The following is a 25849-nucleotide window of genomic DNA, read 5'->3' on the forward strand; positions in this document are numbered from 1 at the left end:
ACCCATGTGAGAGTAAGTCATCGCCAGCTCATTATTCTAAACACCCCCTTCAATAGAAGGGGGTGTTTTTTTATATCAAAAAATTGAATTTGAAAATAATTTAAGTAGTTATCGCGAAATTTTCGGATTTAATCTAATATTTAATGTACTGCTGAAATTTTCTCTAAAAAATACTTTGTTCTTTCATGTCGCTCTTGTGGCTTATTAAAGAAGTCATCAGTCGGGCAATCTTCTAGAATTTTGCCTTGATCCATAAATATCACTCGATCTGAAACTTTTTTTGCAAATCCCATTTCATGCGTAACACACATCATCGTCATGCCTTCTTTTGCAAGTTGGCTCATGACTTCAAGCACTTCACCGACCATTTCAGGATCTAATGCGGAAGTGGGTTCATCAAAAAGCATACAGACTGGGTCCATACAAAGACCACGTGCAATCGCGACACGTTGTTGTTGACCACCTGATAATTGTCCTGGAAATTTATCTTTGTGTGCTGTCAAACCGACTCGATCCAAATATTGTAAGGCCTTTATTTTAGCTTCTTCAGTTGAGCGATTAAGTACTTTGATTTGTCCTATTGTTAGGTTATCTAACACAGTCATATGAGGAAAAAGTTCAAAATGTTGAAATACCATACCTACTCTAGATCTGAATTTTGCTAGATTCGTTTTAGAGTCTTTTAAAGCGGTACCATCAACGATAATATTTCCTTGTTGAATAGGTTCTAAAGCATTTACTGTCTTAATAAGTGTGGATTTACCTGAGCCAGATGGACCGCATACAACGACAACTTCACCTTTGTTGATAGTGGTTGAGCATTCGCTAAGTACCTGAAAATCTCCATACCATTTGGATACATCTTGAATTTCAATCATTGGCATTTTGATTCTCCTTATCGAATAATGGCTATTTTTTGATGTAAGCGTTTAACTAGTCGTGAAAGTGCAAATGAAATGACAAAATAGACGACAGCAACAACTAGATAGAAAACGGCTTTGGTTTCCGAACCATAGGTATTAGCTAAAGTATTTGCATTGCCTAAGAAATCTGGTGCACTGATGACATAAACCAAAGACACATCTTGAAAAAGAACAATGGATTGCGTCAATATCACGGGTAACATATTTCTAAAAGCTTGGGGTAAAACTACGTATGACATCGTCTGGCGATAATTAAACCCCAAGGCGTAACCTGCATTCACTTGTCCTTTAGAAACTGATTGAATGCCAGAACGGACAATTTCTGAAAAAAAGGCAGCCTCAAAAATGGCGAAGGTTACTACACTTGAAAATAAAGGTCCCCAATAGGTGTGATATTGGAAATCGAAAAACTTAGGAAGTAAAAAGTAAAAGATAAAAATAACTTGAATGAGGGGAACACCTCGAAAAAAGTCGACATAAAATTTTGCAAATCCACTGGCAATTTTATTATTCGATAGACGCATCATCGCGATTGGTGTACCAAGAAGAATTCCACCAATAATCGAAAGAATGGTTACTGTAACTGTAAATTTAAAACCAGCGATCAAACTTGCAACGACATCGGGATGAGTTAGAACACTAAAGTCCATTTTATTTACCTCCCGAACCTAGACCTGGTACAGCCATCCGTTTCTCAATCCATGCCATCAGGTATTTAATTGAATAAGTGATGATGAGGTAAACAGGTGTTGAAAGAATTAAAATGACCACGTCTTGAGAGGTTTCTTCTCGCATTGTTTTGGTATATGCAAAAAAATTCAAAACACTTAAGGCAAAAAGCACGGCTGAATTTTTAAATACATTCATTGCTTCCGATGTTAGTGTTGGCCAAACGATTCGATAAGCCACTGGCAGAATGACATAACGATAACTTTGGTTTAAATTTAAACCGATCGCATAAGCTGCATTTTTTTGACCTTGTGAAACGGTATTAATACCTGCTCGAACCTGCTCAGCAATCCTTGCAGCGGTATATAGACCCAGCGCAAATACACCAATAATTGCTGGATTATTATTTAAAATATTTTGCCACCATCCGCCAGAAACCATTTCACCACTTCCAGTACTCATACTCAATGGTAGAAGTTGAGGGAAAACGAATGCCCAGAAAAATAATTGAACAATTAAGGGTATATTTCTGAATAACTCTACATAACAAGTCCCAATGAATGAAAGTAACTTATTGGGTAATGTACGCATAATGCCAATAAGTGAACCAAGTAAAAATGCGATGAAAAAGGCAATGACAGCAGTCCAGATCATGGTCCAAATACCTGATCCAAGTATTTGTAACCAAGTCGGTGCATCAGCAACAGCTGAATAACTTGAACCTCCAATCGCACTACAGATAGACTCAGCCCAATCTTTTTTATCAACGCCATATTCGTTAGATGCCAAGCAAAATGACGTCCAATTTAAAGAACCAACAGCCATTGAAATTCCCTGCAATGGTTATGAGAAAAAAGGGCTTAAGTGTTTCTATTTAAGCCCTCATAATTTTTGTTATTTAATCCCTGCATCATTCGGAGATGCTTTTAATTTTTTAAATGAGCCACTCATAGGCATGTTTAGATTGATATTGCGTGGTGGAATAGGTGATAAGAACCATTTTTTATAAAGGGTATCCATTTGACCATTTTTCCACATTCCAGTTACCACACGATCTGCAATCGCTTTAAACTTGGCATCCCCTTTAGGCAGCATAATTCCGTAAGGTTCTGACGAAAGGACTGGACCTACAATTTTAAAATCTTGAGGTTTTGATGATTTGGCAATGAGCCCTGCAAGAATATTGTCATCCATAACAAATGCAGCTGCACGTCCCGAAGCGACCATTGCAAAAGAATCAGCATGATCTTTACCATAGACATTGGTAACTTTTATTTTTTCTCCTCGTGCACCCATTTTAATATATTTATCCGAGGTTGTTCCTTGCGTTGTGGCAACGGCTTTACCATTTAAATCACCTAAATCTTTGAAAGGCGCTGAAGCTTTGACTGCCATACGTACTTCAGTGGCAAAGTAATTTGTAGAGAAGTTGACTTGCTGTTGTCGCTGGACAGAGTTGGTTGTCGTCCCGCATTCCATATCAATGTTTCCAGCGAGCATTTCAGGAATTCGCGTGGAGGAAGTAACCGCTTTATATTCAACTTTTAAGTTGGGGAGTTTTAAGTCTTTTTTTAATTCGTTAGCTACGTTATTACAGATATCGATGGCATATCCCATAGGTTTACCACCCACGATATATGAGATTGGATCAGAAGATTCACGATACCCGATGATCACTTTTCCATTTTTTTTGATTTTCGCAATGGTGTCAGTGGCATTGGCTTGACTCATTGTTCCGCCAGCGATGATGAAGCCTAATGCGCTGAGAAGGACTTTACCAGATAGACTTTTCATCAAGAAATCTCCATGTCTTTTAATATATCGTTCTTATAATTTTGACAGTTCTCAAATTTGGTTGAAATCTATTCAAAATAAGCTATTAATTATTTTTATACTTTCTATGAGAATAAGTAAAGAATAAAAAATAATCGAAATTCGAATGAATTTAGATTTTTTGATCAACGTGAAACAAATCATGAGCTTATAAAACCTTGATCATGAGTAAGTGATTTATTTTTAATCAACTATAACTGCAGATAACACTAAAAAATTATTTTTTTAATTTAAACTGAGTGCTCATATTTTTTTTGAATATTAATTAAAAAAAAGTGTTTGAATTATAATGTATTTTATTCTTATTTTTATTAAAAATTAAGACTAATTGCTTAACCTAAGACTTGAAACTTATGTTATAAGAATTGTAGGCATGATTATTGCTTAAATAATAACGATGTTAGGGGGTAATGATTTATGAAATTAGCGTTAGGACTAAAAGTATCCAATTCTTTGTCTTTGACACCCCAGCTCCAACAAGCGATCCGACTTTTACAATTATCCAGCTTAGAGTTGGAGCAAGAAGTTCAATTGCAGTTGGATAGTAACCCTTTACTTGAGAAGGTGGATGATGATTCTCCAATGCAAAGTTTGGAGGACTTGAATCAGGAAAATTCTGCTAGTGATCTTACTCGAGAATTAAATGCAGATCATTTACCAAATGATTTACCTGTAGATACGGAATGGGATGATGTCTATACCCATCAATCATCATCAATGGAATTACCAGAATATGAAGAACGTGAGGATAATCGTTCAATTCAAAATACACTGAAAGATCATATTTTAGAGCAAGTTAATCTTCTAAATTTCTCCCAAACTGATCTTTTGATTGCCTATTGCATCGTAGATGGTTTGGATGAAAAAGGGTTTTTAGATGAGAGTGTTGAAGAAATTCACCACGCAGTGCTGACTTTACTCGCACAGATGGATATTGAAGAAGATGTTGAGATTGATGAAATTTTAGTGGTTTTGAAACATATTCAAAGACTAGAACCGATTGGGGTTGGTTCACGCAATCTTGTGGAATGCTTATATGTTCAGCTTCAAGTATTGCCTAATACAATACCTTGCCGTAATGATGCGTTAGTATTATTGCAGCATTATGAATTATTGATTGCCAATGACCTAAATAAATTACTGAAGCAAACAGGTTTTAAACTTGAACAGTTAAAAGCAGCGATACAACTTTTAAAATCATTACAACCCTATCCAGGGTTAATGTTTGAAAATAAAGAATCTGAATATCAAGTGCCTGATGTAGTGGTGGCAAAGAAAAATGACAGTTGGCATGTGCACTTAAATCCGGATATTTTGCCAAAATTACGCATCAATCCTTATTACGCAAATATGATTCGTCGAGCTGATCAAAGTGCAGATAATCAATACTTACGCAATCAAATGCTTGATGCTAAAAATTTTATTAAAAGTGTAGATGAGCGCCATAAAACGCTTTTAAAAGTGGCGACATGTATTGTTCAGCATCAACGAGATTTTTTAGAGTTGGGTGCTGAGGGAATGAAACCTTTGGTATTGAGAGATGTTGCTGAGGAAGTTGAGTTACATGAATCAACAGTATCTCGTGTAACGACCAATAAATATTTGCTTACTCCGAGAGGGTTGTTTGAACTTAAATATTTTTTCTCAAGTCATGTTGGAACAACGTCAGGTGGTGAAGCGTCTTCAACTGCGATCCGAGCAAAAATTAAAAAGTTGATTGCTGAAGAGAACCCAAGAAAACCATTATCTGATAACAGTTTAGCTAAGTTGTTAAATGAGGATGGTATCGATGTTGCACGTCGTACAGTCGCAAAATATCGCGAATCGTTACATATTCCTGCATCATCCGATCGAAAAGTCTTGATCTGAAATTTGAAGTGTGATTATTCTAGAGGTTCATTATGACGAAATAATGAATCTCTTTTTTTTAGTTACACGAGGTTTAGCCAGCATGATTTCATGACTTAAATTTGCAGAATAATTCTATGTTGAATGTTCTGTCATGCAATCACATGGCTTAACTCAATCAAATCCTTTAGAAGGAGAGGGATAGGATTATGCAAATAACAATTCGTGGACATCATTTAAGTATTACTCCTGCAATAGAAGAGAATATTCGTTGTAAATTCGCCCAAATGACCAAGCACCTTGATCAGGTCAATAGTATGCAGGTGAAACTCACAAAGGATCACCAAGTCGATAAGCGTTCGAAAAAAGGAAGTTCGAATCATATCGCTGAAGCAATCGTGCGTTTACCAGGCGTCGAATTATTTGCTCAGGCATCTGGCGATGATATGTATGCATCAATTAAAAAATTGACTGAGAAAATAAAAAGACAGTTAATGAGATATCGTAAAATGCAAATGGCTTTTCAGCCGCTGCCTATATGACGGTATGTAGCTGAAAATAAAAAAAGAGGTATATTGCCTCTTTTTTTTATAGATAAATTGTATAGCAGATGAATTCATTGAATGAGTTATAGTAAAATAATCCGTTTTTACACAATCGATCGTCCCATGAGAGGTCTTTGCAATGAATAGTGAACAGCTCACTGAAATCTTAAAAGCTGCTTTCCCTTCTGCTGATGTTGCTGTAAGTGGACAAGGTGGGAAATTTGACCTCCGTATTGTAGATGATCTGTTTGAAGGTAAAAGAACAGTTGCTCGTCAACAAGCAGTTTATGCTCCTCTTAACGAATATATTAAAAGTGGCGCAGTTCACGCTGTAACCATACGCGCAATGACAAAAGAAGAATGGCGCAAAGCTAGTCTTTTCGGAGCTTAAGGAATAAATGGATAAATTTCTAATCACTGGTGGTAAAAGACTAGAAGGCGAAGTTCGCATCTCTGGTGCAAAAAATGCTGCATTGCCACTTTTAGCAGCAATGATTCTTGCTGAAACACCAATTACGCTCAGAAATGTACCCAAGCTTAAAGATGTTCATACGCTTGTAAAATTAATTGCAGGTCTTGGGATTACTATGAAGTATGAAAGTGACACTGTTGTCGCTGATACTTCAACCCTTGATAATCAATTTGCACCATATGAACTCGTAAAGACTATGCGAGCGTCTATTTTGGTGCTTGGCCCATTGCTGGCGCGCTATGGTAGTGCAAAAGTATCTTTACCTGGTGGTTGTGCTATTGGCTCACGTCCTGTTGACCAGCATTTAAAAGCATTAGAAGCTTTAGGTGCGGAAATTGAAGTCGAAGCAGGCTATGTCAATGCAAAAGTTGATGGTCGCTTAAAAGGCGGTGAAGTTGTTTTCGATATGGTCACTGTAGGCGGGACAGAAAACATCCTCATGGCTGCTGTTTTAGCAGAAGGTGTTACTACCATCCGTAATGCGGCTCGTGAACCTGAAATCACTGATCTTGCACAAATGCTCATTAAGATGGGTGCGAAGATTGAAGGTTTAGATACGGATACATTAATCGTCACTGGTGTAGAAAGTTTGCATGGTTGTGAGTATTCAGTTGTTGCTGACCGTATTGAAACAGGATCTTATTTAGCGGCTGCTGCTATTACGGGTGGACGAGTTAAAACGACACATACAGATCCATTGCTGATGGAATCAGTGTTGGATAAATTTGAAGAAATGGGTGCAGAAGTTACGCGCGGTGATGATTGGATCGAACTCGATATGATGGGTAAGCGTCCTAAGGCTGTTAGTTTCCGTACATTGCCTCATCCAGATTTTCCAACAGATATGCAAGCACAATTGATGGCGGTCAATGCAATCGGTCGTGGGTTTGCAACAATTTCAGAAACGATTTTTGAAAACCGTTTTATGCATGTACCTGAATTGTCACGTATGGGCGCTAATATTCAGGTTGAAGGTAATGATGCAGTTGTAACAGGAGTTGAAAAACTTTCAGCTGCACCTGTTATGGCAACAGATTTGCGTGCTTCATTTTCTTTAGTTTTGGCTGCTTTAGCTGCTGAAGGAGAGACTTTAATTGACCGTATTTATCACATTGATCGCGGTTATGAAGATGTTGAAGCAAAATTACAAGGTTTAGGTGCCCAAATTAAGCGAGTGAGCGAGTAAGTTAATGAGCGATATGAGAAACGATGATCCTAATTTTGACGTAATGGGCAATTTTGATCATGGTTTAACCTTAGCATTAAGTAAAGGTCGTATTTTAAAAGAGACATTGCCATTGCTAGAGACAGCAGGCATCAATCTTTTAGAAGACCCAGATAAATCGCGTAAATTAATTTTTCCTACGACGCATAAACATGTTCGAATTTTAATTTTACGTGCATCTGATGTACCAACTTATGTAGAAAATGGTGCGGCTGATATTGGTGTTGCAGGTAAAGATGTACTGATGGAACATGGTGCACAAAATGTCTATGAACCATTAGATCTTAAAATTGCAAACTGTAAGTTAATGACAGCGGGCAAAGTGGGTATGGAGCGTCCGAAAGGTCGTTTGAAGATCGCGACCAAGTACGTGAATTTGACGCGTCAATACTATGCGAGCTTAGGCGAGCAAGTAGATGTGATTAAGCTTTACGGTTCGATGGAGCTTGCACCATTGGTTGGTTTGGGTGATTACATCGTCGACGTCGTGGACACAGGTAATACACTTCGCGCGAATGGCTTAGAGCCTCTTGAAGAAATTTGCAAAGTGTCTTCTCGTTTAATCGTGAACAAAGCGAGCTTTAAGCGTAAGCAAGCCTTACTTAATCCGATTCTTGCACAGCTTGAAAAAGCGGTGGAAGAAAGAGAAGCGAAAAAAGCTTAAGCTAGTTTAAAAAAAAACCGCCTTATTAGGCGGTTTTTTTATGCGGTTTAATAATTTTAACTAGTTCTTGAACTAAATCATTAAAAGATTGATCGTAATCTTTTTTGTGCTCTGCAAAAGTTTTATCTGATTCGTTTATTTCTTTTGATAATGGATCGGTGATAGTAACTTTAATATTTTTTGTAGTTATCATTTCATATAATTGATCGCTGAATTCTCTTCGAGCAGCATTTCCGATTATAGGTGGTGAATTTTCGAAATTCGTACCAAAATTATGTAGATCAATGATCTGAGTATTTGGGGTCACCTTAAATGCGTCATTGATGTGTCTGTAATAATTATTTAAATAACTTTCTTCAATATAAGTTATAGATTGATCGAAAAAATGAAAATGCATATAGAACTTCTTGTAGAGCTGTTCATTAATACGATCTTGGTTGTTTAAGATTTTGTTTAATAGTTCTAAGCCTTGTTGAATTAATTCGATCTCATTAATTTGAGACAAGCTTACTCTTTCATGCTCAAGGCTTGGATGATTACAATGCTTTCTTTAACAGAATTAAGTGATTCAATTAATTTGTATTTTTTGTCAATTTTAAAATTCACTTCAATTAAAAGACTTATTAGTTTCTCAGCTTGTGATTTTTCTAAATCATATTGTTTTTCAATCTTCCAATTTAAGAAACCAATAATTGCAACTATTGGCGTCAGTACATATGCGGTTAAAGTTACTATATCTTGGATTCCTTGTTTAGTAACGGCACACATCAAAGACTGTCCCTGACAGTAATAAAAGTATTGAAAAAATCCACAAATAGTTAAAACAACGACATAAATACCTAAATAGTAACCGGCATATTTTTCTATTTCTTTCATCTAAAATCCCCCCGAATAAAATCAAATTATGATAAGAACAGAGCTCAATAGAAAATTCAATTTAATCAAAAGTTATTTTCAATCATTTCTATCTGGGTTGCTTGAATGAAGATGCCCACAAATCAACAGAAAACAGGTAAACTAAAGCTTCCCTTTAATTTCATTGTGGATAAATTGATGCGACGTTTATCGACTCAAGATCAAAATTTTAAGCAAGACTTTGCTGACTTGCTCGCTTTTGAAACCGTGAGTGACCCAGAACTTTTAAAAACAGTAGACCAAATCATTGCCGATGTTCGTCAACATGGTGATGCTCATGTTCTCAAACTCACACAACAGTTCGATCGACATCCAGCGCATCAATTTTCAGATTTAGAACTGACACAAGAGCAACTTAAAGCTGCATTTGATCATTTAACGACTGAAGTTCGAGAAGCTTTAGAGTTAGCTGCAAATCGTGTCCGTGAATTCCATCAGGCACAAAAACAAGATGGTTGGACCTATATTGATGCTTTGGGTAACACCTTAGGTCAAAAAGTAACGCCGCTTGACCGTGTTGGAATTTATGTGCCAGGTGGTTTGGCTTCATACCCATCATCAGTACTCATGAATGCGGTTCCTGCTCACGTCGCAGGAGTACCTGAAATTATTATGGTTGTGCCTGCACCAAATGGTGATTTAAATCCATTGGTGTTGGCAGCTGCGTATTTGGCAGGCGTCACTCGAGTTTTTACGATTGGTGGTGCACAAGCGGTTGCAGCATTGGCCTATGGTACTGAAACTATTCCAGCAGTAGACAAGATCACTGGACCGGGCAATCGTTTTGTTGCAGCAGCAAAACGCGCCGTATTTGGTCAGGTAGGTATTGATATGATTGCAGGTCCTTCAGAAATTTTAGTGTATGCTGAAGGGGAAAATAATGCAGAATGGCTTGCAATGGATCTTCTGTCTCAAGCAGAGCATGATACTGTTGCTCAAGCTGTATTTATTACGCCAGACGAGCAACTGCTTCATGATGTCGCGATTGCAATTGAAGAGCACTTAAAAGCACTTCCTAAAGCAGAAATCGCGCGAACTTCTATTGCTAATCGTGGTGCACTCGTTTTAGTTAAAGACCGTGCCGAAGGTGTGGAATTGATTAACCAAGTTGCCCCTGAACACTTGATGCTATGTTTAGATGAAGCACAAGAAATGGCTGAAGGTATTCGCCATGCAGGTGCTATCTTCATGGGGCGTTATACGCCTGAAGCAATTGGTGATTACTGTGCAGGTCCGAACCATGTATTGCCAACCTCGGGTACGGCACGTTTTTCATCACCACTCGGGGTGTATGATTTCCAAAAGCGTTCAAGCTTAATCATGTGTTCAGAAGATGGCGTGAAAACTTTAGCGAAAACAGCAGATATTCTTGCACAGCAAGAAAACTTAGATGCTCACGCTCGTTCAGCGCGATATCGTTATCAGTAATTTAAACCATAAATTTGGTATGAATATTCCTCTCTAAATCTGTTTTTAAGCATTGCTTGAAATCGAAATGCAAGTGGGGTTGGGTGAGGGTAATTAAAAAATCTCTCCCTAACCTCCTTAGTCAGTGAGGGGAATTTAGAGAATTTAAAAATGAATATTACAGTAGAACAAATGCGTTTTTGGAGTCCAGAAGTACGTGAACTAGAGCCATATGTGCCTGGTGAACAACCCAAAATCCAAAATCTTTTAAAATTGAATACCAACGAGAACCCGTATCCACCATCTCCAAAAGTTGTAGAAGCGGTACAACAAGTTTTAGCAAATGGCGCGGATGTTTTACGTTTGTATCCTGACCCTGACGCATCGGAATTAAAGCAAGCAATTGCGAAACAGCAACATGTTCCAGTGGGACACGTGTTTGTTGGTAATGGTTCTGATGAGGTTTTAGCTCATATTTTTAAGGCATTTTTTGTTCAAGATTTGCCAATTCTTTATCCAGATATTACCTACAGTTTCTATCCTGTTTATAGCCAATTTTTTGGTGTGAAAACTCAAATTTTGCCTTTAAACGAAAAATTTGAAATTGTTGTGGATGACTATAAGCAACCAAATGGCGGCATCATTATCACCAATCCAAATGCCCCTACCAGTATTGCACTTGGTTTGTCTGCAATTGAGGAAGTACTTCAATCGAACCCAAATTCAGTGGTTGTGATTGATGAAGCATATGTAGACTTTGGTGCTGAATCTGCAGTGGCTCTCGTAGAAAAATATGACAACTTGGTGGTCTGTCAAACAACTTCGAAATCACGTTCGCTTGCGGGATTACGGGTCGGGTTTGCGATTGCACAGCCGCATTTAATTGCAGCGTTAGAAGCGGTAAAAAATAGCTTCAATTCATATCCAATGGATCGTTTTGCGATTGCCGCTGCAGTGGCGTCTTTCGAGGATCAAGCCTATTTCGAAGCGCAAAATGCCAAAGTGATTGCCAGTCGTATAAAGTTAGTTGAGCAACTGCAATCTTTAGGATTTGATGTGTTGCCTTCTGCCGCAAATTTTATATTTGCAACTTTACCAAGCAAAGATGCAGGTCAGCTTGCAAATGAATTGCGAGAGCGTGGCATTATCGTAAGATATTTTAATAAACCACGTATTAATCAATATTTGCGTATCACCATTGGTACCGATGAGCAAAATCAACGTTTAGTAGACACCTTGAAGAATGACATTTTAAAAGTGTGATTGCTGCAAATTTTTGTTGTGGAAAAAGCGACCAGATAGGTCGCTTTTTTATGATTCGTACCATTGATTCATCAGTTTTAGCATGGCATCAACCTTATCAAAACATTCTTGATATTCTGCATCGCAATCTGAACTGATTGTGACACCACCACCAGCCCAAATAGACACATCTTGCTGATATTTTTGAATTGTTCGAATCAAAATATTCCAAGAACCAGTACCATCAAAATTAAAATAACCAATAGAGCCACAGTATGCACCGCGTGGGGACTCTTCAAGTTCTTCAATAATTTCCATCGCTCGAATTTTGGGTGCCCCCGTTATTGAACCGCCGGGGAGCGCTGCGTGTAAAACATCTAATTGATGAACATCGGATTTTAACGTCGCTTCAATTTCACTGACCATGTGGTGGACTTGATTAAAGCTTTCAATGTTAAATAATTTTGGTGTCTTGACAGTGCCAGTTTCTGCATAAATGCTTAAATCATTTCTGAGAAGGTCAACAATCATCAGATTTTCGGCCTTATCTTTCTCAGAGTTGATGAGTGTTTGTTTGGATTCTTGGTCTTTTTGAGAATCTTTAAAGCGTGGCATGGTGCCTTTGATCGGTTTAGTGATCATTTTTTTATTGGGTCTAAACTCGATAAATAACTCAGGTGAACAGCTCAAAAGTTCAAGGTTATCAATTTTAAGATAAGCAGCATAAGGAGCATTTGTGAGTGCCCAAAAAGGTTTAGCTATACTCAGTAGCTCACCTTCAGCTTGTGCTACAAATTCTTGAGTTAGGTTAATTTGGTAACAATCCCCAGCAACAATGTAATCTTGTACTCGTTGAAATGCAGTTCGATATTGTTGTTTAGTCCAACGTGCTTGGATGGGTGAACTGAGTTGAAATGATGATGGACTAGATTGCTGAATACAGTCTAATAATCGTGTATAAAGGTGCTTGGCATTATGTTCAGTGCTATAGAAAACCCAATCATTATTTTCATAAATCAAATAGCTTTCATACAAGCCAAAAAACAATTGTGGTTGTTTTTTTACCTTGGTGTTGATTTGAAAATTTGCTGCAAAATTATAATCATAGTATCCAATGTAACCACCTCTGAAATAATGGCGTGCAGAGTCAGAAAGTGGATTTTCACTACACTGAACAAAATCTTTGAGTGAAGAAATTTGACTTTCATACTGATAATTAAAATCAGAGCAACGCACAAATTGACTGAATCCGCCGTTTATATAAACGCAATATTTTTTTGGCAAAAATCCGATAATCGGTAAATCCTGATTTTCAAGATATACCAATCCTGTCAATGAACCAATTTTTTGCAAAAAATCAGCTTTACTTAGTCCTGAAATTTTTAAGTTTTGTTTAAAAAATGAAGCACTTACCATTTGTGACTTGTTACACTCTTTTCAGAAAATTTGCATCACCCATTTAATACTAGTTCACACTTATGCCATTTATCGGGAATAGGTCGAATTTTCTTAACAGATATTGATCATAAGATAACATAAGGTTAACTTAATACTGCAAAGCGAACTGCTCAAGGATGAAGTTTCAGTCGTTAAATTATAAAAACTTCAGAAACACGGAGAGCAGTCAAAAAAATGAAAAAAATGCTCTTGGGAGAGTACATAATGAAATTATTCACAAAATTGGCTTTAGTTTCTTCAATGGCGGTGAGCGTGAATGCTATGGCGATGCAGGCAATGGATGATGCATCACTCAGCGCAACGACTGGTCAAGATGGTATTACTATTGCCATTGATACAACTGCTGGTATCGAAATCGATAAGTTATATATTCATGATAATGATGGTTTTACAAATAGCGCTTTGACATTCGGTGATACGACCATTAATACAGCTGGCACTGCTGATCCAACAATTGGTGCTGGTGCAATCACGGTTAACGGTTTAACGATTTCAAAGGGTACTGGAAATACTCAAAACTTAGCAACGTTGAAAGTTGATGCCGCAGATGTTGGTGGTCAAGCGGTACTTAATGTTCTTGCTGAAACTGGTGCTTTAGACATCAATGTTGGTTCTATTGGGGTTGCAAGCTCTGGCACTTACAGTTCTGATGACAATGTTCGTGGTGTTGTTGAAGGTTCTGAAAAACAAATTATTACAGGTTTAACATTATCATTGGGTGCAACGAAAGCAAACGTTCAATTAGGTAATGCACCTCAAGGCGCTATGATTGTCGTTGATTCTGAAATCACTGGTGGTTTATCTACAAGCTTAACTATTAATGATACATCTACATCGGGTGGTGGTAGCATTGGAATCGAGGGCTTGAAAGTTACAAGTTCAGGCAGTAAAAACCTGAATGCTGACGCCAAAATTGGTGTAACAAAAGATGGATTATATATCAGCCCAGCTCAATCACCATTGAATGCTTACATCCAAAAAGTTTCTTTAGGTGAAGCTAATAAGAGTATCGGTTCAATCGAAGTTCAAGGTTTGAATTTGGGTAGCACTTCAATCAAAATTTCTGGTCACTAAGTTTTTATACAAAAAACGCGTGTTGATCACGCGTTTTTTAAATTTTGCGAATTTGAAATTAAAAAGTAAAAGTACTGTATTTTTAGGATGAAAAAGGTATTCTGAATATAAGAATAAATGTGAGTGCAAACTCCAACTACAGAATCATAAAGGCAAGTACGCCGAACTAGAACAGTTAACATTATGATAGAAATTACTTTAGGCTCTGCAATTATGTATTTTTTTGCGAGTCATGCTCTCGAAATTAAAGAAAAACCACGCGAAGCAGTTTATTACAGTGAGATTGCAGACTCACGACATCTATCTTATACAAAAAATCACCGTGAACCTGTAGCTATCAAGCCGGCTATCGAAAATCAGTTTAGAGGAATAGTTCGTCAAGCGTATGACTATAGTTGTGGTTCTGCGGCGTTGACGACAGTTCTTAATGGTCACGCTGGTCTAAATTTGACAGAACAACAAACCATGGAGGGATTGTTGCGATTTGGCGAGTATGATCGAATCATTGAGCGTAGAAGCTTTTCATTATTGGATATGAAGCGTTTCGTCACTGCTTTAGGTTATGAAAGTGGGGGGTACCGTGGTGAATTCAAAGACCTGATTAAACAGACACAACCTGCTATTGTTCCAATTCACTATGCAGGTTTTAAGCACTTTGTTGTATACAAAGCATATAAAGATGGAAGGGTTTATGTTGCTGACCCTGCATTAGGAAATATCAGTTTTGATGAAGCACGATTTAAAGAAATTTGGGAAAACAATACCTTATTTTTAGTGAACGTTCCTGAATCTCAACAGAAAGATCTATTGGCATTACAAGAAACAGATTTAAGACATGTCGATGATGCAACAATTAACCGTTACGCCTTAGTTGATGCACAATTTTCGTCAGATTATATGAATAAAATCGCAGATAAAGCCTCAACTATGCGTAAAGTATTAGATCTTGATCCCAAATCTCCAACGTATAATCAACCCATTACAACATATATGCGGCTTTACTATAAACGTAAGTAATTTAAATGCAACTAAATTGAATTGAAACAAAATCCAAATAATGAAGAATTGTGGTAGGAAGTAAAATGAATAATCAATGGACGAAAAGAACGCTACTCGCAATCAGTATTCAAATGATTGTCACAGGCGTCTATGCAGCACCCGAAACAGTTGAAGCTCCATCAGAAGAGAATATTTCTCAAGATACTCAAAATAATACTGAAAATAGTTCGGCGACCGAGCTTGAACAAGCACAATCAAGTTATACGGCACAATCTACTGAAAATGTTGATGCAACACCTTCTCTTAAGCCAGGTGTTGAAGGGCAGGCTGCAAATGCACTCCAACAAAAAGAAGGTGATGCGACGCAAGAGACTAACTTGCAGGAAGTTTTTTCCTCTAATGAGCGACAATATTCACTGATTAAGCGTGGTGAGTTTTCAACGTTCTATGATCTTGATTATTCGTACTATCGGGATTCACAAATAAATGCTTCGATCGATGAAGGACAATTGTATCAACTTCGTATTGATGAAGATGCAAATCATACGATTACCAATACCATCACAGCGCAATATGGTTTAAGAGATAACATCACGCTAAACGCTTCAATTCCATTGGTTGCAAAGTCTGATAGTGTCAAAGATACGACCACTGCTGGTTTGGGTGATATTAGTTTAGGGGCGCGTTGGGAGCCATTTCCACTGAAAGAAGGTCGTTTGCCACTTATTTTGTTTGGTAATCTATCGACAAAAACAGGTGATAGCCCCTATGAAATTAATCCTTTGACGGATCTCTCAACAGGTAAGGGGTATTATTCAGTTGGTGTTGGTGCAAGTACAAGAAAATATATTGATCCAGTTGTATTGTTTGCGTCAGTATCAACAAATTATGGTTTTAAAGAATCTGGCTTAAATCAAATCCGAGGGGGAGGAAATACTCAAGGTGAAGGTTTAACCGGGCGTAACCGTGTTTTAGATACTTTTGAACCTGGAGTTACGGCTGGATTCTCGTTCGGGTTTGCATATTCATTTAACTATGATGTCTCCTTGACCATGTCTTATCAGCAATCGATGAACATGGGTACCAAATTTACATATGATACAGGTGAATATTACGAGCCTGCGACTCAGACCAGCTCTATGTTTGCGGTGGCACTCGGTGTACGTGTTAGTCCGAAGACGATTGTCAATGGAACGATAGGTATCGGTTTAACTGAAGACTCTCCAGATGTTTCTCTCGGCCTATCGTTCCCATTAGATATACTTGGCTTCGGTAAGAAAAAAGCAAGCTAAAGGAGTTCGGAAATGAGTCAATTCCGTTTGCATCCTTTAGTTACAGCAATTGTTCTGAGTGGATGTAGTACGCAAGTCTTTGCACACCTTGGGCAGAATTTATCTGTAGATGTACGCTCATTATCAATGGGTAATGCTGTCACTGCAGATCCACCCGGGATTAGTGCAATTCACTTTAACCCTGCGGGTTTAACCAAACTCAAAGGGTTACAAACCGACGTTCAAGGCTTAGTTGCTAATTTTGATATTCAGCGTGAATTTTCCGCGCCATCAGGTTATGACGTCTTTGGATATTCTGATGATCCATTAATCTGTAATGATGCGCTTGATAATCCATCAAACCTCTGTACTGATTTTAAGGATTCTGTGAGAGGTGATGTCGAGTACGCATCCTTATATATTCCTATATTAAAAAAAATGGTGGATTTAGGAGAGGGATGGCCAGTAGCAGCTCCAACTGGAGGAATCTCCTACAACCCACCAGGATCTAAGTTTACTTTCGCTACAGCAGTATATGCACCAATGGTTGCAGGTTTCGGTGCAGAAGATGGTAATCCGGGTAACTTCATGGGGCAGCAAGTTGCCATGGAGCGTATTACATATTTATCACCATCGATTGCATATCAAGTAAATGATGAACTTTCAATTGGTGCTTCAGTGGGCATGTCTTATCAAGCCATTGCCATGAAAACAGATTTACGTTTTCCAAATGAAATGATTGGTCTTCTTCGGATGGTGGATGAGTCTGTCTGTGCCCCTTTCCGTGGAGGGAATGACAATATTGTCACGAATATTTTGTTATTCGGCTTATGTAATACCAATGAGGGCATGAATCCATTTTCAACTTTCGGGAAAATCAATGTTGAAATGGAGCAGAGTTTATCACCAAGCTACAACTTAGGTGTCTTGTGGGAACCCACTGAAGAGTTTGGTTTAGGGCTGGTTTACCAAAGCGGTGCTAAAATGCGCTTGAAGGGTAAATATATTGTAGAAAATGGAAACGCATCCCGAGAATTAATCAAAGGACTAAACTCCTCACCTACGGGGCAAGTTTTGGCAACCATACTTGGTTTTCCAAACTATGTACCTGCGATTGAAACTGGTCTAATGTCTATGGATTTAGAATATCCAGCACATTTCCAAGCGGGGATTAAGTACAAAGTATTCCCGGACTTACAGGTAAATTTCGATGTGGGATGGACTGACTATGCGGCTTGGGATAAGTTTAAATTTGAGTTCGATCGTCAAATTTCTGCTCTGAAGATTGCAAAACTGTTATCTAATGATGTAACAGACTCTTCTTTATCTCTGCCTCTAGGTTTTCAATCTCCATGGAGTTGGGGCGTTGGCGTTGAATATTCTGCCAATGACCGTTTGAAATTCCGTGCTGGTTATGAACCTAGAACAAGTGCGATCCCAGATGGAAAGCGGAATACAATGGTACCGATCAATAATGCACAATTGTTTGGATTGGGTATTGGTTACCGTTTTGATGAAGATACAGATATTGATTTATCAGTCGGGTTCCTTCGTAGCCGCGATAGAATTCCAGCGGGATCAAGTAGCCTAGCCAATCTAGACGCCGTGGATAATTTATTACTTAATCCATATGCAGGCTTAAATGTATCGACAAATACCAAAGTTACGATTTTAGGTATTAATTATAGAACGAGATGGTAATGGACTTAAATCTTGAGCAATTTAAACAAATAAAAACAAGAGTGAGCCAGTCTCTCGGTTGTGTTATATGTGCAGGTTCTTTTTTAGTAAGTCCTACATTGTATGCCCAAGACTTTTACACAATTATAGGTCCAGATGGCAGACCGATTGTCATCGAAAGAGCTGCATCTAATGCTCAAAAAAACAAATCTATTAAAGATCAAAAATCAATTCAAAGAGAAAATGTTCAGCCAAAAAACATTCAAAAAAAACCAGCAGACGAGCCTAAAAAAATACAAGTTGAAATCGTTCAGCCGAGTATTAAAGCTCCTACAGCGAGCAAATCAGTTGAGCATGGTCTAACTAATAATGTTGAACAATCAACTGTAACTGCTGAAAAAAAGACTCAGGATCAAATGAAGAAAATTGATCTTACACAGACTAAAGTCAATACGAAGCATGAGCAGGCATTAACAGAACATAAATCTACACAAGATCAAAATTCTAAAGAAAGCGTTCAACGTGTTGAGCAGATTTCAGATAGCAAAAACGCAGGTGGTTCACTGAAAGCTGAAACAGGAAGTCCTGTAACTGTAATTGATGGTGTTGAATACATTGATCATGAATATCTTGAAGATCGTGAGTTTAATCTGGAAGGAAGAAAACGGTTTTATGTAGTTCCTGATACGCAGGGTGTAGGTGCAGCTCGTTTTGAAACAATTGAGCGACAAAAAGGGATTACCAAAGCCGTTTTATCTCAGTTCCTACAGCCGACAGAGCCTACAGCGAAAGAAGCAATGGCTTTATCGAGTACGTACATGCGTATTGAAGCAAAAGATCTTGCAGAATCTTTGGAACATACATGTTTTCAAGATAAAAAAATTCAGAAAGCTAAGCGTTTGAAGGGTGCTCAAGGTGAAATTGGTTTATGGCCAGTTGCGCCATTGAAAGAACGTTTTGCTTACGAGGTGGTGGAGTTAGATGAATCAATTGATCAGATTCAAATTCAATCATTTGCTTCATCTCAAAATAACCCAACTTTTTATTGGCCGATTGCAGTATTTTTGGATCAGCAAGGTTGCATTTTAGAGGGAGCGACTGGTTTTAAAAGTACAGATACTCAAGCCAACGTCACGACATACTCTGCACTCGAAGGTATATTAAAAAAACCACCTCAAACACGATATTTATTACTAACCCCTTTAGTCGAATCAATTGATATTCAAAATCAAAAACTCGTGAATACTGGTCAGCTAAAGCTTAAGGCCATCAAATAAAAGAGAACTAGAATGAAAAAGTCTAATATTATCCCATTCACGTTTTCCACGCTTTTTTTAGCACTGACTGGATGTGGTGGAGAGAGTGCTAAAATAAATGAAGATCCTAACCGTGGTTCCGTTACAACCTCTAATGGTTGTTTAACCTCAAATGATGCTAATTGTCTTGGATTTGTCTTGGACTATCCTGTAGAGGGACTAAAGTTCGATTGTAGTACTGACAAACTGAATCACTATCGAACTGAACTCGATCCTAATGTTGCAACTGGTTCATGCCAAGTGGGAGACAAAGTTACATTTTATATTCAGGGTGAAGCCAGTGCTCGAAAAATTGAGTTAGGGACGGTCGATCTAGGTTCAATTGTGCCTAAGAAAATGAGCGATGTTTATATTCAGATTGGTGTACAAGATATGGCTCAAGGGCTAACTGGTAAGCCAATTGAAAATTTTAATATGTCCGATCCTACCTATAACGCAATGGTCGGAATTATACGAATTTTGCAAACATTAGGTGTAGATCAAATCAGTAATGTATCTGGTGATATACAGCAAGTTGTGCTGTCAAAAGACAACTTGGATGGTCTTCAAGTGATCAGCCAAAATATAACGGCCAATGAGTTCAAAAATGGCAGTTATGTTCAGATCCTGAAACCATGGTTAGATGTCGATAAGGTATCAATTGATGATGCAGAAAAAGTAGCACAACAGATCATCAGAATGAGAAGTGTGGGTATTTATCAGGCCAATCACTTACTCTTTATTGGACAAAACACTAATTTCGCAGGGTTTCACGGCTCAAGCCTAAACAATAATCAAGCAATTGCTGATATGAGCGTAATTACTACGCGCGAAGGTTATGCGAGTGGTTATCTCTCACAGTGGAGAGGGAAACCAATTGTTACGGGTAGTAATACTTCAGAAGAGTTAGCACGAGTATTATTAATCAATCAAGTACCACCTGAAAAATTAGATGTCGTTTCTAATTCAAAAGATTGGTTGAATAATATCTCACAAAAAATACAAAAACCTTTAGTTTTTAAAAGTATTGAATCTTCAAATGACAAATTAGAAATCTATAAAGGAACTCTGTTTGGTCAATCCATTATTCCTGGTAATCAGTATGCTTATCAAGGATTCTTAGGCAGCAAGGATACACCTACAAGCACTGAGGTATATGGGGAGTGGCGTCAAGATGTCAATTCTGAGCGCTATACAGGTAAGCTTGATATTCTAAAATACAGTCCAGTGAGCTATTTAGATCGTAAAGTGTTCAAAACACGTAAAAATGTTGAAGCTGGGGATCAAATTATTTTCCCATTATACGCAGATTTAGTGTTTAACTTTAATGATAAAACGATTCCATCACAAACAGTGAGTATCGTCATTGATGAAAATGGAGATATACGAACCAATCGTACTGCATCGAGTTTAAAATCTACCACTTGTCCAAGCATTAAGAATACTTCAACCATGACAGATGAATTGGATGTTCAACAATTCATTATTGGTACGACAGGCACAACATATTCAACTGCAAATGATAAATCTCTGACAATACGTATGATTCTAGCGAATCCAATTTTTGGGAACCTAAATGGGGTCAGAGCTGGACTAAATAACAGACCAGACTTTGGAGTCGATTCTAATAGTGAACTTGTGTCATCTGGAGGTGTACGTTTAAATTTACAAAACTTAATCGTAAATAATGACATAAGAGCGGGTATTAATATCACGAGTTGGGATACTAAGGGCTCTACAGCCGCAGCTGAATGGGTGAATACGCATGCGACATACCAACACACGTATAATTCGATTCCAGAGAATAAACCAACGACTGAACAACTTAATCTAGCAAAGCTTAGAACAGGAACAATTGAAATTGCTTTAACACCTTGTTATCAAATAGGTCGAAAAGCTTAATCAAAAAAAAACTCCATCTTATGAGATGGAGTTTTTTTTAACCTGTTTGATCAAGTCGAGTACCTAAGGTCTCTAAGTGTGTAGGAAAATGATTCGATTTTCGGTCTTCAAAATAATGACGAAGCGTTCGTTCAACACTTGGGAAAGCTAAACTATCCCATGGAATCTCGTGTTCTTCAAATAAACGACTTTCGATGGTTTCTTCACCAGCTCCAAATTTACCTTCAACAAGGTGAGATTTAAATAATACGTAAATTTGACCAATACGAGGGATATTGTACATACAGTACAATTGCTCAATTTCCACTTCAGCTTCAGCTTCTTCACGAGTTTCACGAGCTGCACCTTGCTCCATTGTCTCGAAGAGTTCCATATATCCTGCTGGTAGCGTCCAAAGACCATAGCGCGGCTCAATCGCTCTACGACATAAGAGTACTTTATCTTCCCAAATCGCTAAGGCTCCACAAATGACCTTTGGATTCACATAGTGAATGGTCTTACAATGCGTACAGACTTGGCGTACTTTATGATCACCTAAAGGAATCTGTTCGGTCGTCGGTTGCCCACAGGCCGTGCAAAAAGGCATATGCTGTCAAGTAAAAATGAGATGATTCAGCATACCCCAAAAAAATAACTTTCGCATCATTTATAGCCTTATGCACAAAATTTCATATATGATGGGATGAGAATAAAAAAGAGAGATCGAGCTATTCAAGATGATGGATCATTCATTAACATTGCAACTGCAACAACACCTTAGGTTTTCTAAACGCATTCAAAAAGCTGATGCTGCAGTATTACTTGCAATCACCAATGAAGATGATCCTAAAATTCTGCTGACGCGTCGCTCTATTTATATGAATAATCATGCGGGTGAAGTGTCATTCCCAGGAGGAAAAAGAGATCCGAACGACACCAGTAATATTGTCGTTGCACTCCGAGAAGCATGGGAAGAAACGGCTTTGAATCCGTTCGATGTAAAGTTGCTAGGTGATCTGCCTTCAGAGCGCTCAAAAGCGGGTGTTTTAGTAAAACCTGTTGTTGGATTGATACCGCCTAATGTGAAGCTTGTCCCACAACCTACAGAAATCGATCGTATTTTTTTTGCTTCAATACGTGAAATGATGGATGCTCGCCCAACACCTTATGAAGTTCGATTGGCTAAGCAATCAATCTATTTTCCTAGTTTAAGAGTTGAGAATGAGGTGATATGGGGTCTTACAGCAAGGATCCTGATTTCGTTGTTTCAGTATGGCTTAAATTATAAAAAAAACTGGCCCTTTTTGCTCAATTCCCCAAGTTTTAAATCTTCAATTTTCAAACAACATTAAAATATTAAATGCATAGGATTGCTGCATATGATGTACAAATTTCAAGACAAAACCCCTTCAACGACGATTCAACCATGGAATGGATGGATTGCAGAAAATGCCACTGTGATTGGCGATGTTGAACTTGGACAAGAGGTGAGTGTTTGGTTTGGTGCGGTAATACGCGGGGATAACTGCAAAATTCGTATTGGTGATTTCAGTAATATTCAAGAAAATGCCGTCTTACACACGGATCCGGGCATTGAATTGAATGTTGGGCAATATGTCACCATTGGTCATCAAGCAATGTTACATGGTTGTACGATTGGAGATAATAGTTTGATTGGTATCAACGCCGTCATATTAAATAATGCTGTAATCGGTAAAAATTGCATTATTGGCGCGAATGCGTTGATTCCAGAAGGTAAAATCATCCCAGATAATTCATTGGTGATGGGCTCTCCTGGCAAAGTAATTAAAACATTAGATGAGTTTGCAGAAGCTAAACTCAAAATGAGTGCGATGCATTATGCGCATCATTTCAAAAATTTCACTCAGCTTGAAAAATTTGAATTTTAAATATAAGTGTTGAGATTGATACGAGCGTTCAATAATCACTAAATCTGAACAGATCTGCTCTCGCAGGAATAATTCGAGTGGAGTATGATTAGCACCATTTTTAACGATTTATAGGGGCATGCATGAAATTGCTTGCATTAGAAACTGCCAATGAGCAGTGCTCAGTTTCGTTAATTGATGAGAATCAAGTACTTTTTTATCAACTAGATGATCGTGCAAAAGCGCAGACCCAATCTATCCTCCCAATGATTGAAGCAGCTTTTCAGCAAGCTGAAGTACACGTTTCAGATTTGGATGCGATCGCTTTTAGTCGTGGTCCTGGCTCATTCAGCGGTGTGCGTATTAATGCAGCGGTCACTCAGGCGCTTGCATGGTCACATGACGTGCCTGTGATTCCTGTTTCATCCCTTCAAGCTCTGGCACAGGCTGCTTATCGAATGTATCAACTGACAGAAGTTACGGCTGTACTTGATGCAAGAATGAATGAGGTCTACATCGCAAGTTTTCAGTTAAATGCTCAAGGTTTAATGCAGTTGGTGGATGAAGAGCAATTATTAAATTATGAAAATGCTGCAGCCTATCAAAAGTTTCAAATGATTGGTTCGGGAACAAAATGTATTCATCCCGAATTAAATGATTATTCAAATGTCCAAGCAACTGCTGAGGATATAGCGACTATTGCACGTGAACATGCTTTAAAAGAACAATGGCTAAGTGCCGATCTCGCACTACCCGTTTATTTACGTGACAATGCGTGGAAAAAAATTCCAGAACAAGGCAAAGCATAATTAGGAATTTCTATGGATCTTTTACTGTTGCTTAAAGCGGCAATTATGGGTATCGTTGAAGGTATTACTGAGTTTTTACCCATTTCTAGTACAGGCCATTTAATTTTAGCCGCTGAACTCATGAATTTCTGGACCAAGGAAAAAAGTGATGTCTTTGTGATTGCCATTCAAATGGGGGCAATCGCAGCGGTTATTTATGAATATTGGTCGCGCTTATGGGGTGCTGCAACGGGTATGGTCACTGGCGAAGCACAAGGAAGAAGACTCGGATTTGGTTTAATCTTGGCTTCAATCCCAATTGTTGCAATAGGGTTGACCTTTGGGCAAACAGTAAAAGAGCTATTATTTAATAACTACGCGATTGCAATTGGCCTGATTGTCGGTGGTTTAATTATCATTTGGGTAGAAAAAAATCCCCCAAGAATACGTGTCAAAGAAGTTGAAGAGCTCAGTTATAAAGATGCAATTTGGATTGGTTTAATTCAAGTGCTCTCTTTGATCCCAGGTACATCACGTTCTGGTGCTACGATCATCGGGGCAATGTTTTTAGGCGTTTCCCGCAAAGCAGCGACCGAATTTTCATTCTTTCTTGGAATTCCAGTCATTATTGGTGCTGGATTATTAGATTTATATCAAAGCTATGATGTATTCCAGACTGCTGAAGATTGGGCAGTGTTGACAACTGGGTTGATTGTTTCATTTGTCTCAGCTTTATTACTCATTCGAGCTTTGGTTGCCTATGTCGCAAAACGTGATTTTATGATTTTTGCTTGGTATCGAATTGCTTCAGGTTTAGTGATCCTTCTCTTTGCATTTACAGGTTGGAAATTATGGTAAGCGAAATACGCTTATTTGCTGAACGAGATTTTCTTGAGAAAGCACAGCATTTTAATGCTGTGCTTTCTTCTCGTGGGGTACAGTCAACAATCGAAGAGGTTGAAAAATTGAATGCTCGATTTTTCAGACATCATCCTGAACTTGCGCTTTGTGTTGATCAAGATGGGTTGTGGCTGTGCGCACAGGGCATGCGTATGCAACCTGATTGGAAAGCCGAAGTCGGTCGCTTAAAACGTGCTAGCTTGAAATCTGAAATGATTGCAAGGGCATGCCAGTTATCTGAAAAACCCCAGCTCATTGATGCCACCGCAGGGCTTGGACATGACAGTTTACTGATGGCACATTTAGGGGCAAATGTTACATTAGTTGAACGACATCCAATTTTATATACTTTGTTAGAATCTACTCATCAACAAGCGAGTTTTGACCCATTTTTAAAGAGTGTTGTTGCGCGTATTCAGCTAGTTTTTTCAGATTCCGCTGATTATCTTAAGCAATGTGCGAACCAATTCGTCAATGCCGATGTGGTGTATTTAGATCCAATGTTTCCACAGCGCGACCAAAATCAAAATGCCAATAAAAAACAAGCGCAAGTTAAAAAACAAATGCAGCTGTTACATCTTCTGTTGCCTGAAGATGGAGAGATGGATTTAGGTGAAGAATTGTTGGCATTGGCTCAAAGCGTTGCTAAGCGAGTTATTGTAAAGCGACCAAGGCATGCTGTTTATCTCAATGCGCAAAAACCTGATCATCAATGGTTAGGTGATGCATGTCGATTTGATGCCTATTTTCAAACGATTGTTTCTGAGTAGTTTGGTAAATGACTCAAAAATAATCGAAAAATTGTTATATAGTTAAAAGTAGCATTGATAATTATTTAACCGAGCATAAACTTAAAAAAGCTGATCCAAGC

Annotated in this window: 26 protein-coding genes; 18 read left to right on the top strand and 8 right to left on the bottom strand. The window is 38.1% G+C overall.

Annotated features, from left to right (window positions below; genetic code table 11):
* Positions 1–140 precede the first annotated feature (140 nt).
* From AC1M9P_RS13965 to AC1M9P_RS13980, 4 genes are all read right to left on the bottom strand, one after another.
* Entirely contained in the window at positions 141–884 is a 744-nt protein-coding gene (locus AC1M9P_RS13965) for an amino acid ABC transporter ATP-binding protein (RefSeq protein ID WP_481588017.1), read from the bottom strand.
* An 11-nt stretch (positions 885–895) separates the two neighbouring features.
* Entirely contained in the window at positions 896–1573 is a 678-nt protein-coding gene (locus AC1M9P_RS13970) for an amino acid ABC transporter permease (protein WP_180028741.1), read from the bottom strand.
* 1 nt (position 1574) lies between these two features.
* Positions 1575–2417 (bottom strand): amino acid ABC transporter permease, encoded by an 843-nt coding sequence (locus tag AC1M9P_RS13975; RefSeq protein WP_481588018.1) that lies wholly within the window; start codon positions 2415–2417, stop codon positions 1575–1577.
* Positions 2418–2486: 69 nt separating this feature from the next.
* Positions 2487–3386 carry an amino acid ABC transporter substrate-binding protein gene (locus AC1M9P_RS13980; RefSeq protein WP_481588019.1) on the bottom strand — a complete coding sequence of 300 codons (900 nt, stop codon included), beginning with the start codon at positions 3384–3386 and terminating at the stop codon, positions 2487–2489.
* Between the two features lie 456 nt (positions 3387–3842).
* On the opposite strand from AC1M9P_RS13980, the gene AC1M9P_RS13985 reads away from it, so the two are divergent.
* From AC1M9P_RS13985 to hisG, 5 genes are all read left to right on the top strand, one after another.
* Positions 3843–5294 carry an RNA polymerase factor sigma-54 gene (locus tag AC1M9P_RS13985; RefSeq protein WP_481588020.1) on the top strand — a complete coding sequence of 484 codons (1452 nt, stop codon included), beginning with the start codon at positions 3843–3845 and terminating at the stop codon, positions 5292–5294.
* Positions 5295–5482: 188 nt separating this feature from the next.
* The gene (gene hpf / locus AC1M9P_RS13990) at positions 5483–5815 is read left to right on the top strand and encodes a ribosome hibernation-promoting factor, HPF/YfiA family (protein ID WP_481588021.1); all 333 of its coding nucleotides are present in this window, start codon (positions 5483–5485) and stop codon (positions 5813–5815) included.
* A 142-nt stretch (positions 5816–5957) separates the two neighbouring features.
* Positions 5958–6209 carry a BolA family iron metabolism protein IbaG gene (gene ibaG / locus AC1M9P_RS13995; protein WP_180000146.1) on the top strand — a complete coding sequence of 84 codons (252 nt, stop codon included), beginning with the start codon at positions 5958–5960 and terminating at the stop codon, positions 6207–6209.
* A gap of 7 nt (positions 6210–6216) precedes the next feature.
* Complete coding sequence (gene murA, locus AC1M9P_RS14000; protein ID WP_481588022.1) at positions 6217–7476, top strand: UDP-N-acetylglucosamine 1-carboxyvinyltransferase; 1260 nt, start codon at positions 6217–6219, stop codon at positions 7474–7476.
* Positions 7477–7480: 4 nt separating this feature from the next.
* Positions 7481–8179 carry an ATP phosphoribosyltransferase gene (hisG, locus tag AC1M9P_RS14005; protein ID WP_180000150.1) on the top strand — a complete coding sequence of 233 codons (699 nt, stop codon included), beginning with the start codon at positions 7481–7483 and terminating at the stop codon, positions 8177–8179.
* Between the two features lie 25 nt (positions 8180–8204).
* Here the strand turns inward: hisG and AC1M9P_RS14010 are convergent, their stop codons facing one another.
* Positions 8205–8684, bottom strand: a complete 480-nt coding sequence (locus AC1M9P_RS14010; RefSeq protein ID WP_481588023.1) for a hypothetical protein — start codon at positions 8682–8684, stop codon at positions 8205–8207.
* Between the two features lie 2 nt (positions 8685–8686).
* Positions 8687–9055, bottom strand: a complete 369-nt coding sequence (locus AC1M9P_RS14015) for a hypothetical protein (RefSeq protein ID WP_481588024.1) — start codon at positions 9053–9055, stop codon at positions 8687–8689.
* Between the two features lie 165 nt (positions 9056–9220).
* Here AC1M9P_RS14015 and hisD point away from each other — a divergent pair, with 165 nt between their 5' ends.
* Positions 9221–10522, top strand: coding sequence for a histidinol dehydrogenase (gene hisD / locus AC1M9P_RS14020; protein WP_481588045.1), 1302 nt, complete (start codon positions 9221–9223; stop codon positions 10520–10522).
* 150 nt (positions 10523–10672) lie between these two features.
* Positions 10673–11764, top strand: coding sequence for a histidinol-phosphate transaminase (hisC, locus tag AC1M9P_RS14025; protein WP_481588025.1), 1092 nt, complete (start codon positions 10673–10675; stop codon positions 11762–11764).
* Positions 11765–11812: 48 nt separating this feature from the next.
* Here the strand turns inward: hisC and pabB are convergent, their stop codons facing one another.
* Positions 11813–13159 carry an aminodeoxychorismate synthase component I gene (gene pabB / locus AC1M9P_RS14030; protein WP_481588026.1) on the bottom strand — a complete coding sequence of 449 codons (1347 nt, stop codon included), beginning with the start codon at positions 13157–13159 and terminating at the stop codon, positions 11813–11815.
* A 246-nt stretch (positions 13160–13405) separates the two neighbouring features.
* Here pabB and filA point away from each other — a divergent pair, with 246 nt between their 5' ends.
* The 6 genes from filA (at position 13406) to filF (ending at position 21422) form a co-directional block, all read left to right on the top strand.
* On the top strand, positions 13406–14275 hold the full coding sequence (gene filA, locus AC1M9P_RS14035; RefSeq protein ID WP_092768589.1) for a putative pilus system protein FilA: 870 nt from the start codon (positions 13406–13408) through the stop codon (positions 14273–14275).
* Positions 14276–14458: 183 nt separating this feature from the next.
* On the top strand, positions 14459–15292 hold the full coding sequence (gene filB / locus AC1M9P_RS14040; RefSeq protein WP_481588027.1) for a putative pilus system C39 family peptidase FilB: 834 nt from the start codon (positions 14459–14461) through the stop codon (positions 15290–15292).
* Between the two features lie 65 nt (positions 15293–15357).
* Positions 15358–16566: a putative pilus system protein FilC gene (gene filC / locus AC1M9P_RS14045; protein ID WP_481588028.1), complete on the top strand. Its 1209-nt coding sequence runs from the start codon at positions 15358–15360 to the stop codon at positions 16564–16566.
* 12 nt (positions 16567–16578) lie between these two features.
* Complete coding sequence (gene filD, locus AC1M9P_RS14050) at positions 16579–18246, top strand: putative pilus system OmpP1/FadL family transporter FilD (RefSeq protein WP_180000164.1); 1668 nt, start codon at positions 16579–16581, stop codon at positions 18244–18246.
* Positions 18246–19502, top strand: a complete 1257-nt coding sequence (filE, locus tag AC1M9P_RS14055; protein WP_481588029.1) for a putative pilus assembly protein FilE — start codon at positions 18246–18248, stop codon at positions 19500–19502. Before filD ends, filE begins: the two co-directional genes overlap by 1 nt.
* A gap of 12 nt (positions 19503–19514) precedes the next feature.
* The gene (gene filF, locus AC1M9P_RS14060) at positions 19515–21422 is read left to right on the top strand and encodes a putative pilus system protein FilF (RefSeq protein ID WP_481588030.1); all 1908 of its coding nucleotides are present in this window, start codon (positions 19515–19517) and stop codon (positions 21420–21422) included.
* Positions 21423–21459: 37 nt separating this feature from the next.
* Here the strand turns inward: filF and AC1M9P_RS14065 are convergent, their stop codons facing one another.
* Positions 21460–22008 (bottom strand): NUDIX hydrolase, encoded by a 549-nt coding sequence (locus AC1M9P_RS14065; protein WP_035268253.1) that lies wholly within the window; start codon positions 22006–22008, stop codon positions 21460–21462.
* Positions 22009–22138: 130 nt separating this feature from the next.
* Here AC1M9P_RS14065 and AC1M9P_RS14070 point away from each other — a divergent pair, with 130 nt between their 5' ends.
* The 5 genes from AC1M9P_RS14070 (at position 22139) to AC1M9P_RS14090 (ending at position 25748) form a co-directional block, all read left to right on the top strand.
* Entirely contained in the window at positions 22139–22753 is a 615-nt protein-coding gene (locus AC1M9P_RS14070) for a CoA pyrophosphatase (protein WP_035268255.1), read from the top strand.
* A gap of 27 nt (positions 22754–22780) precedes the next feature.
* Positions 22781–23311 carry a gamma carbonic anhydrase family protein gene (locus AC1M9P_RS14075; RefSeq protein ID WP_035268256.1) on the top strand — a complete coding sequence of 177 codons (531 nt, stop codon included), beginning with the start codon at positions 22781–22783 and terminating at the stop codon, positions 23309–23311.
* A gap of 122 nt (positions 23312–23433) precedes the next feature.
* Positions 23434–24099 carry a tRNA (adenosine(37)-N6)-threonylcarbamoyltransferase complex dimerization subunit type 1 TsaB gene (gene tsaB, locus AC1M9P_RS14080; protein WP_481588031.1) on the top strand — a complete coding sequence of 222 codons (666 nt, stop codon included), beginning with the start codon at positions 23434–23436 and terminating at the stop codon, positions 24097–24099.
* Between the two features lie 12 nt (positions 24100–24111).
* Complete coding sequence (locus tag AC1M9P_RS14085) at positions 24112–24936, top strand: undecaprenyl-diphosphate phosphatase (RefSeq protein WP_035268259.1); 825 nt, start codon at positions 24112–24114, stop codon at positions 24934–24936.
* Entirely contained in the window at positions 24930–25748 is an 819-nt protein-coding gene (locus AC1M9P_RS14090; protein ID WP_481588032.1) for a class I SAM-dependent methyltransferase, read from the top strand. The genes AC1M9P_RS14085 and AC1M9P_RS14090 overlap by 7 nt, the downstream gene beginning before the upstream one ends.
* Positions 25749–25849: the final 101 nt, after the last annotated feature.

This window comes from Acinetobacter sp. 25-47-122, assembly GCF_056779695.1.

What these genes read in the sequence shown, in the direction of transcription:
- AC1M9P_RS13965 (WP_481588017.1), bottom strand. Translation starts at nt 884, where the DNA reads ATGCCAATGATTGAAATTCAAGATGTATCCAAATGGTATGGAGATTTT.
- hisG (WP_180000150.1), top strand. Translation starts at nt 7,481, where the DNA reads ATGAGCGATATGAGAAACGATGATCCTAATTTTGACGTAATGGGCAAT.
- filA (WP_092768589.1), top strand. Translation starts at nt 13,406, where the DNA reads ATGAAATTATTCACAAAATTGGCTTTAGTTTCTTCAATGGCGGTGAGC.
- AC1M9P_RS14015 (WP_481588024.1), bottom strand. Translation starts at nt 9,055, where the DNA reads ATGAAAGAAATAGAAAAATATGCCGGTTACTATTTAGGTATTTATGTC.
- tsaB (WP_481588031.1), top strand. Translation starts at nt 23,434, where the DNA reads ATGAAATTGCTTGCATTAGAAACTGCCAATGAGCAGTGCTCAGTTTCG.
- filC (WP_481588028.1), top strand. Translation starts at nt 15,358, where the DNA reads ATGAATAATCAATGGACGAAAAGAACGCTACTCGCAATCAGTATTCAA.
- AC1M9P_RS14090 (WP_481588032.1), top strand. Translation starts at nt 24,930, where the DNA reads ATGGTAAGCGAAATACGCTTATTTGCTGAACGAGATTTTCTTGAGAAA.
- ibaG (WP_180000146.1), top strand. Translation starts at nt 5,958, where the DNA reads ATGAATAGTGAACAGCTCACTGAAATCTTAAAAGCTGCTTTCCCTTCT.
- AC1M9P_RS13980 (WP_481588019.1), bottom strand. Translation starts at nt 3,386, where the DNA reads ATGAAAAGTCTATCTGGTAAAGTCCTTCTCAGCGCATTAGGCTTCATC.
- filB (WP_481588027.1), top strand. Translation starts at nt 14,459, where the DNA reads ATGATAGAAATTACTTTAGGCTCTGCAATTATGTATTTTTTTGCGAGT.
- hisC (WP_481588025.1), top strand. Translation starts at nt 10,673, where the DNA reads ATGAATATTACAGTAGAACAAATGCGTTTTTGGAGTCCAGAAGTACGT.
- murA (WP_481588022.1), top strand. Translation starts at nt 6,217, where the DNA reads ATGGATAAATTTCTAATCACTGGTGGTAAAAGACTAGAAGGCGAAGTT.
- AC1M9P_RS13975 (WP_481588018.1), bottom strand. Translation starts at nt 2,417, where the DNA reads ATGGCTGTTGGTTCTTTAAATTGGACGTCATTTTGCTTGGCATCTAAC.
- hpf (WP_481588021.1), top strand. Translation starts at nt 5,483, where the DNA reads ATGCAAATAACAATTCGTGGACATCATTTAAGTATTACTCCTGCAATA.
- AC1M9P_RS14075 (WP_035268256.1), top strand. Translation starts at nt 22,781, where the DNA reads ATGATGTACAAATTTCAAGACAAAACCCCTTCAACGACGATTCAACCA.
- AC1M9P_RS14085 (WP_035268259.1), top strand. Translation starts at nt 24,112, where the DNA reads ATGGATCTTTTACTGTTGCTTAAAGCGGCAATTATGGGTATCGTTGAA.
- AC1M9P_RS13985 (WP_481588020.1), top strand. Translation starts at nt 3,843, where the DNA reads ATGAAATTAGCGTTAGGACTAAAAGTATCCAATTCTTTGTCTTTGACA.
- AC1M9P_RS14070 (WP_035268255.1), top strand. Translation starts at nt 22,139, where the DNA reads ATGATGGATCATTCATTAACATTGCAACTGCAACAACACCTTAGGTTT.
- AC1M9P_RS14065 (WP_035268253.1), bottom strand. Translation starts at nt 22,008, where the DNA reads ATGCCTTTTTGCACGGCCTGTGGGCAACCGACGACCGAACAGATTCCT.
- AC1M9P_RS13970 (WP_180028741.1), bottom strand. Translation starts at nt 1,573, where the DNA reads ATGGACTTTAGTGTTCTAACTCATCCCGATGTCGTTGCAAGTTTGATC.
- filF (WP_481588030.1), top strand. Translation starts at nt 19,515, where the DNA reads ATGAAAAAGTCTAATATTATCCCATTCACGTTTTCCACGCTTTTTTTA.
- pabB (WP_481588026.1), bottom strand. Translation starts at nt 13,159, where the DNA reads ATGGTAAGTGCTTCATTTTTTAAACAAAACTTAAAAATTTCAGGACTA.
- filE (WP_481588029.1), top strand. Translation starts at nt 18,246, where the DNA reads ATGGACTTAAATCTTGAGCAATTTAAACAAATAAAAACAAGAGTGAGC.
- filD (WP_180000164.1), top strand. Translation starts at nt 16,579, where the DNA reads ATGAGTCAATTCCGTTTGCATCCTTTAGTTACAGCAATTGTTCTGAGT.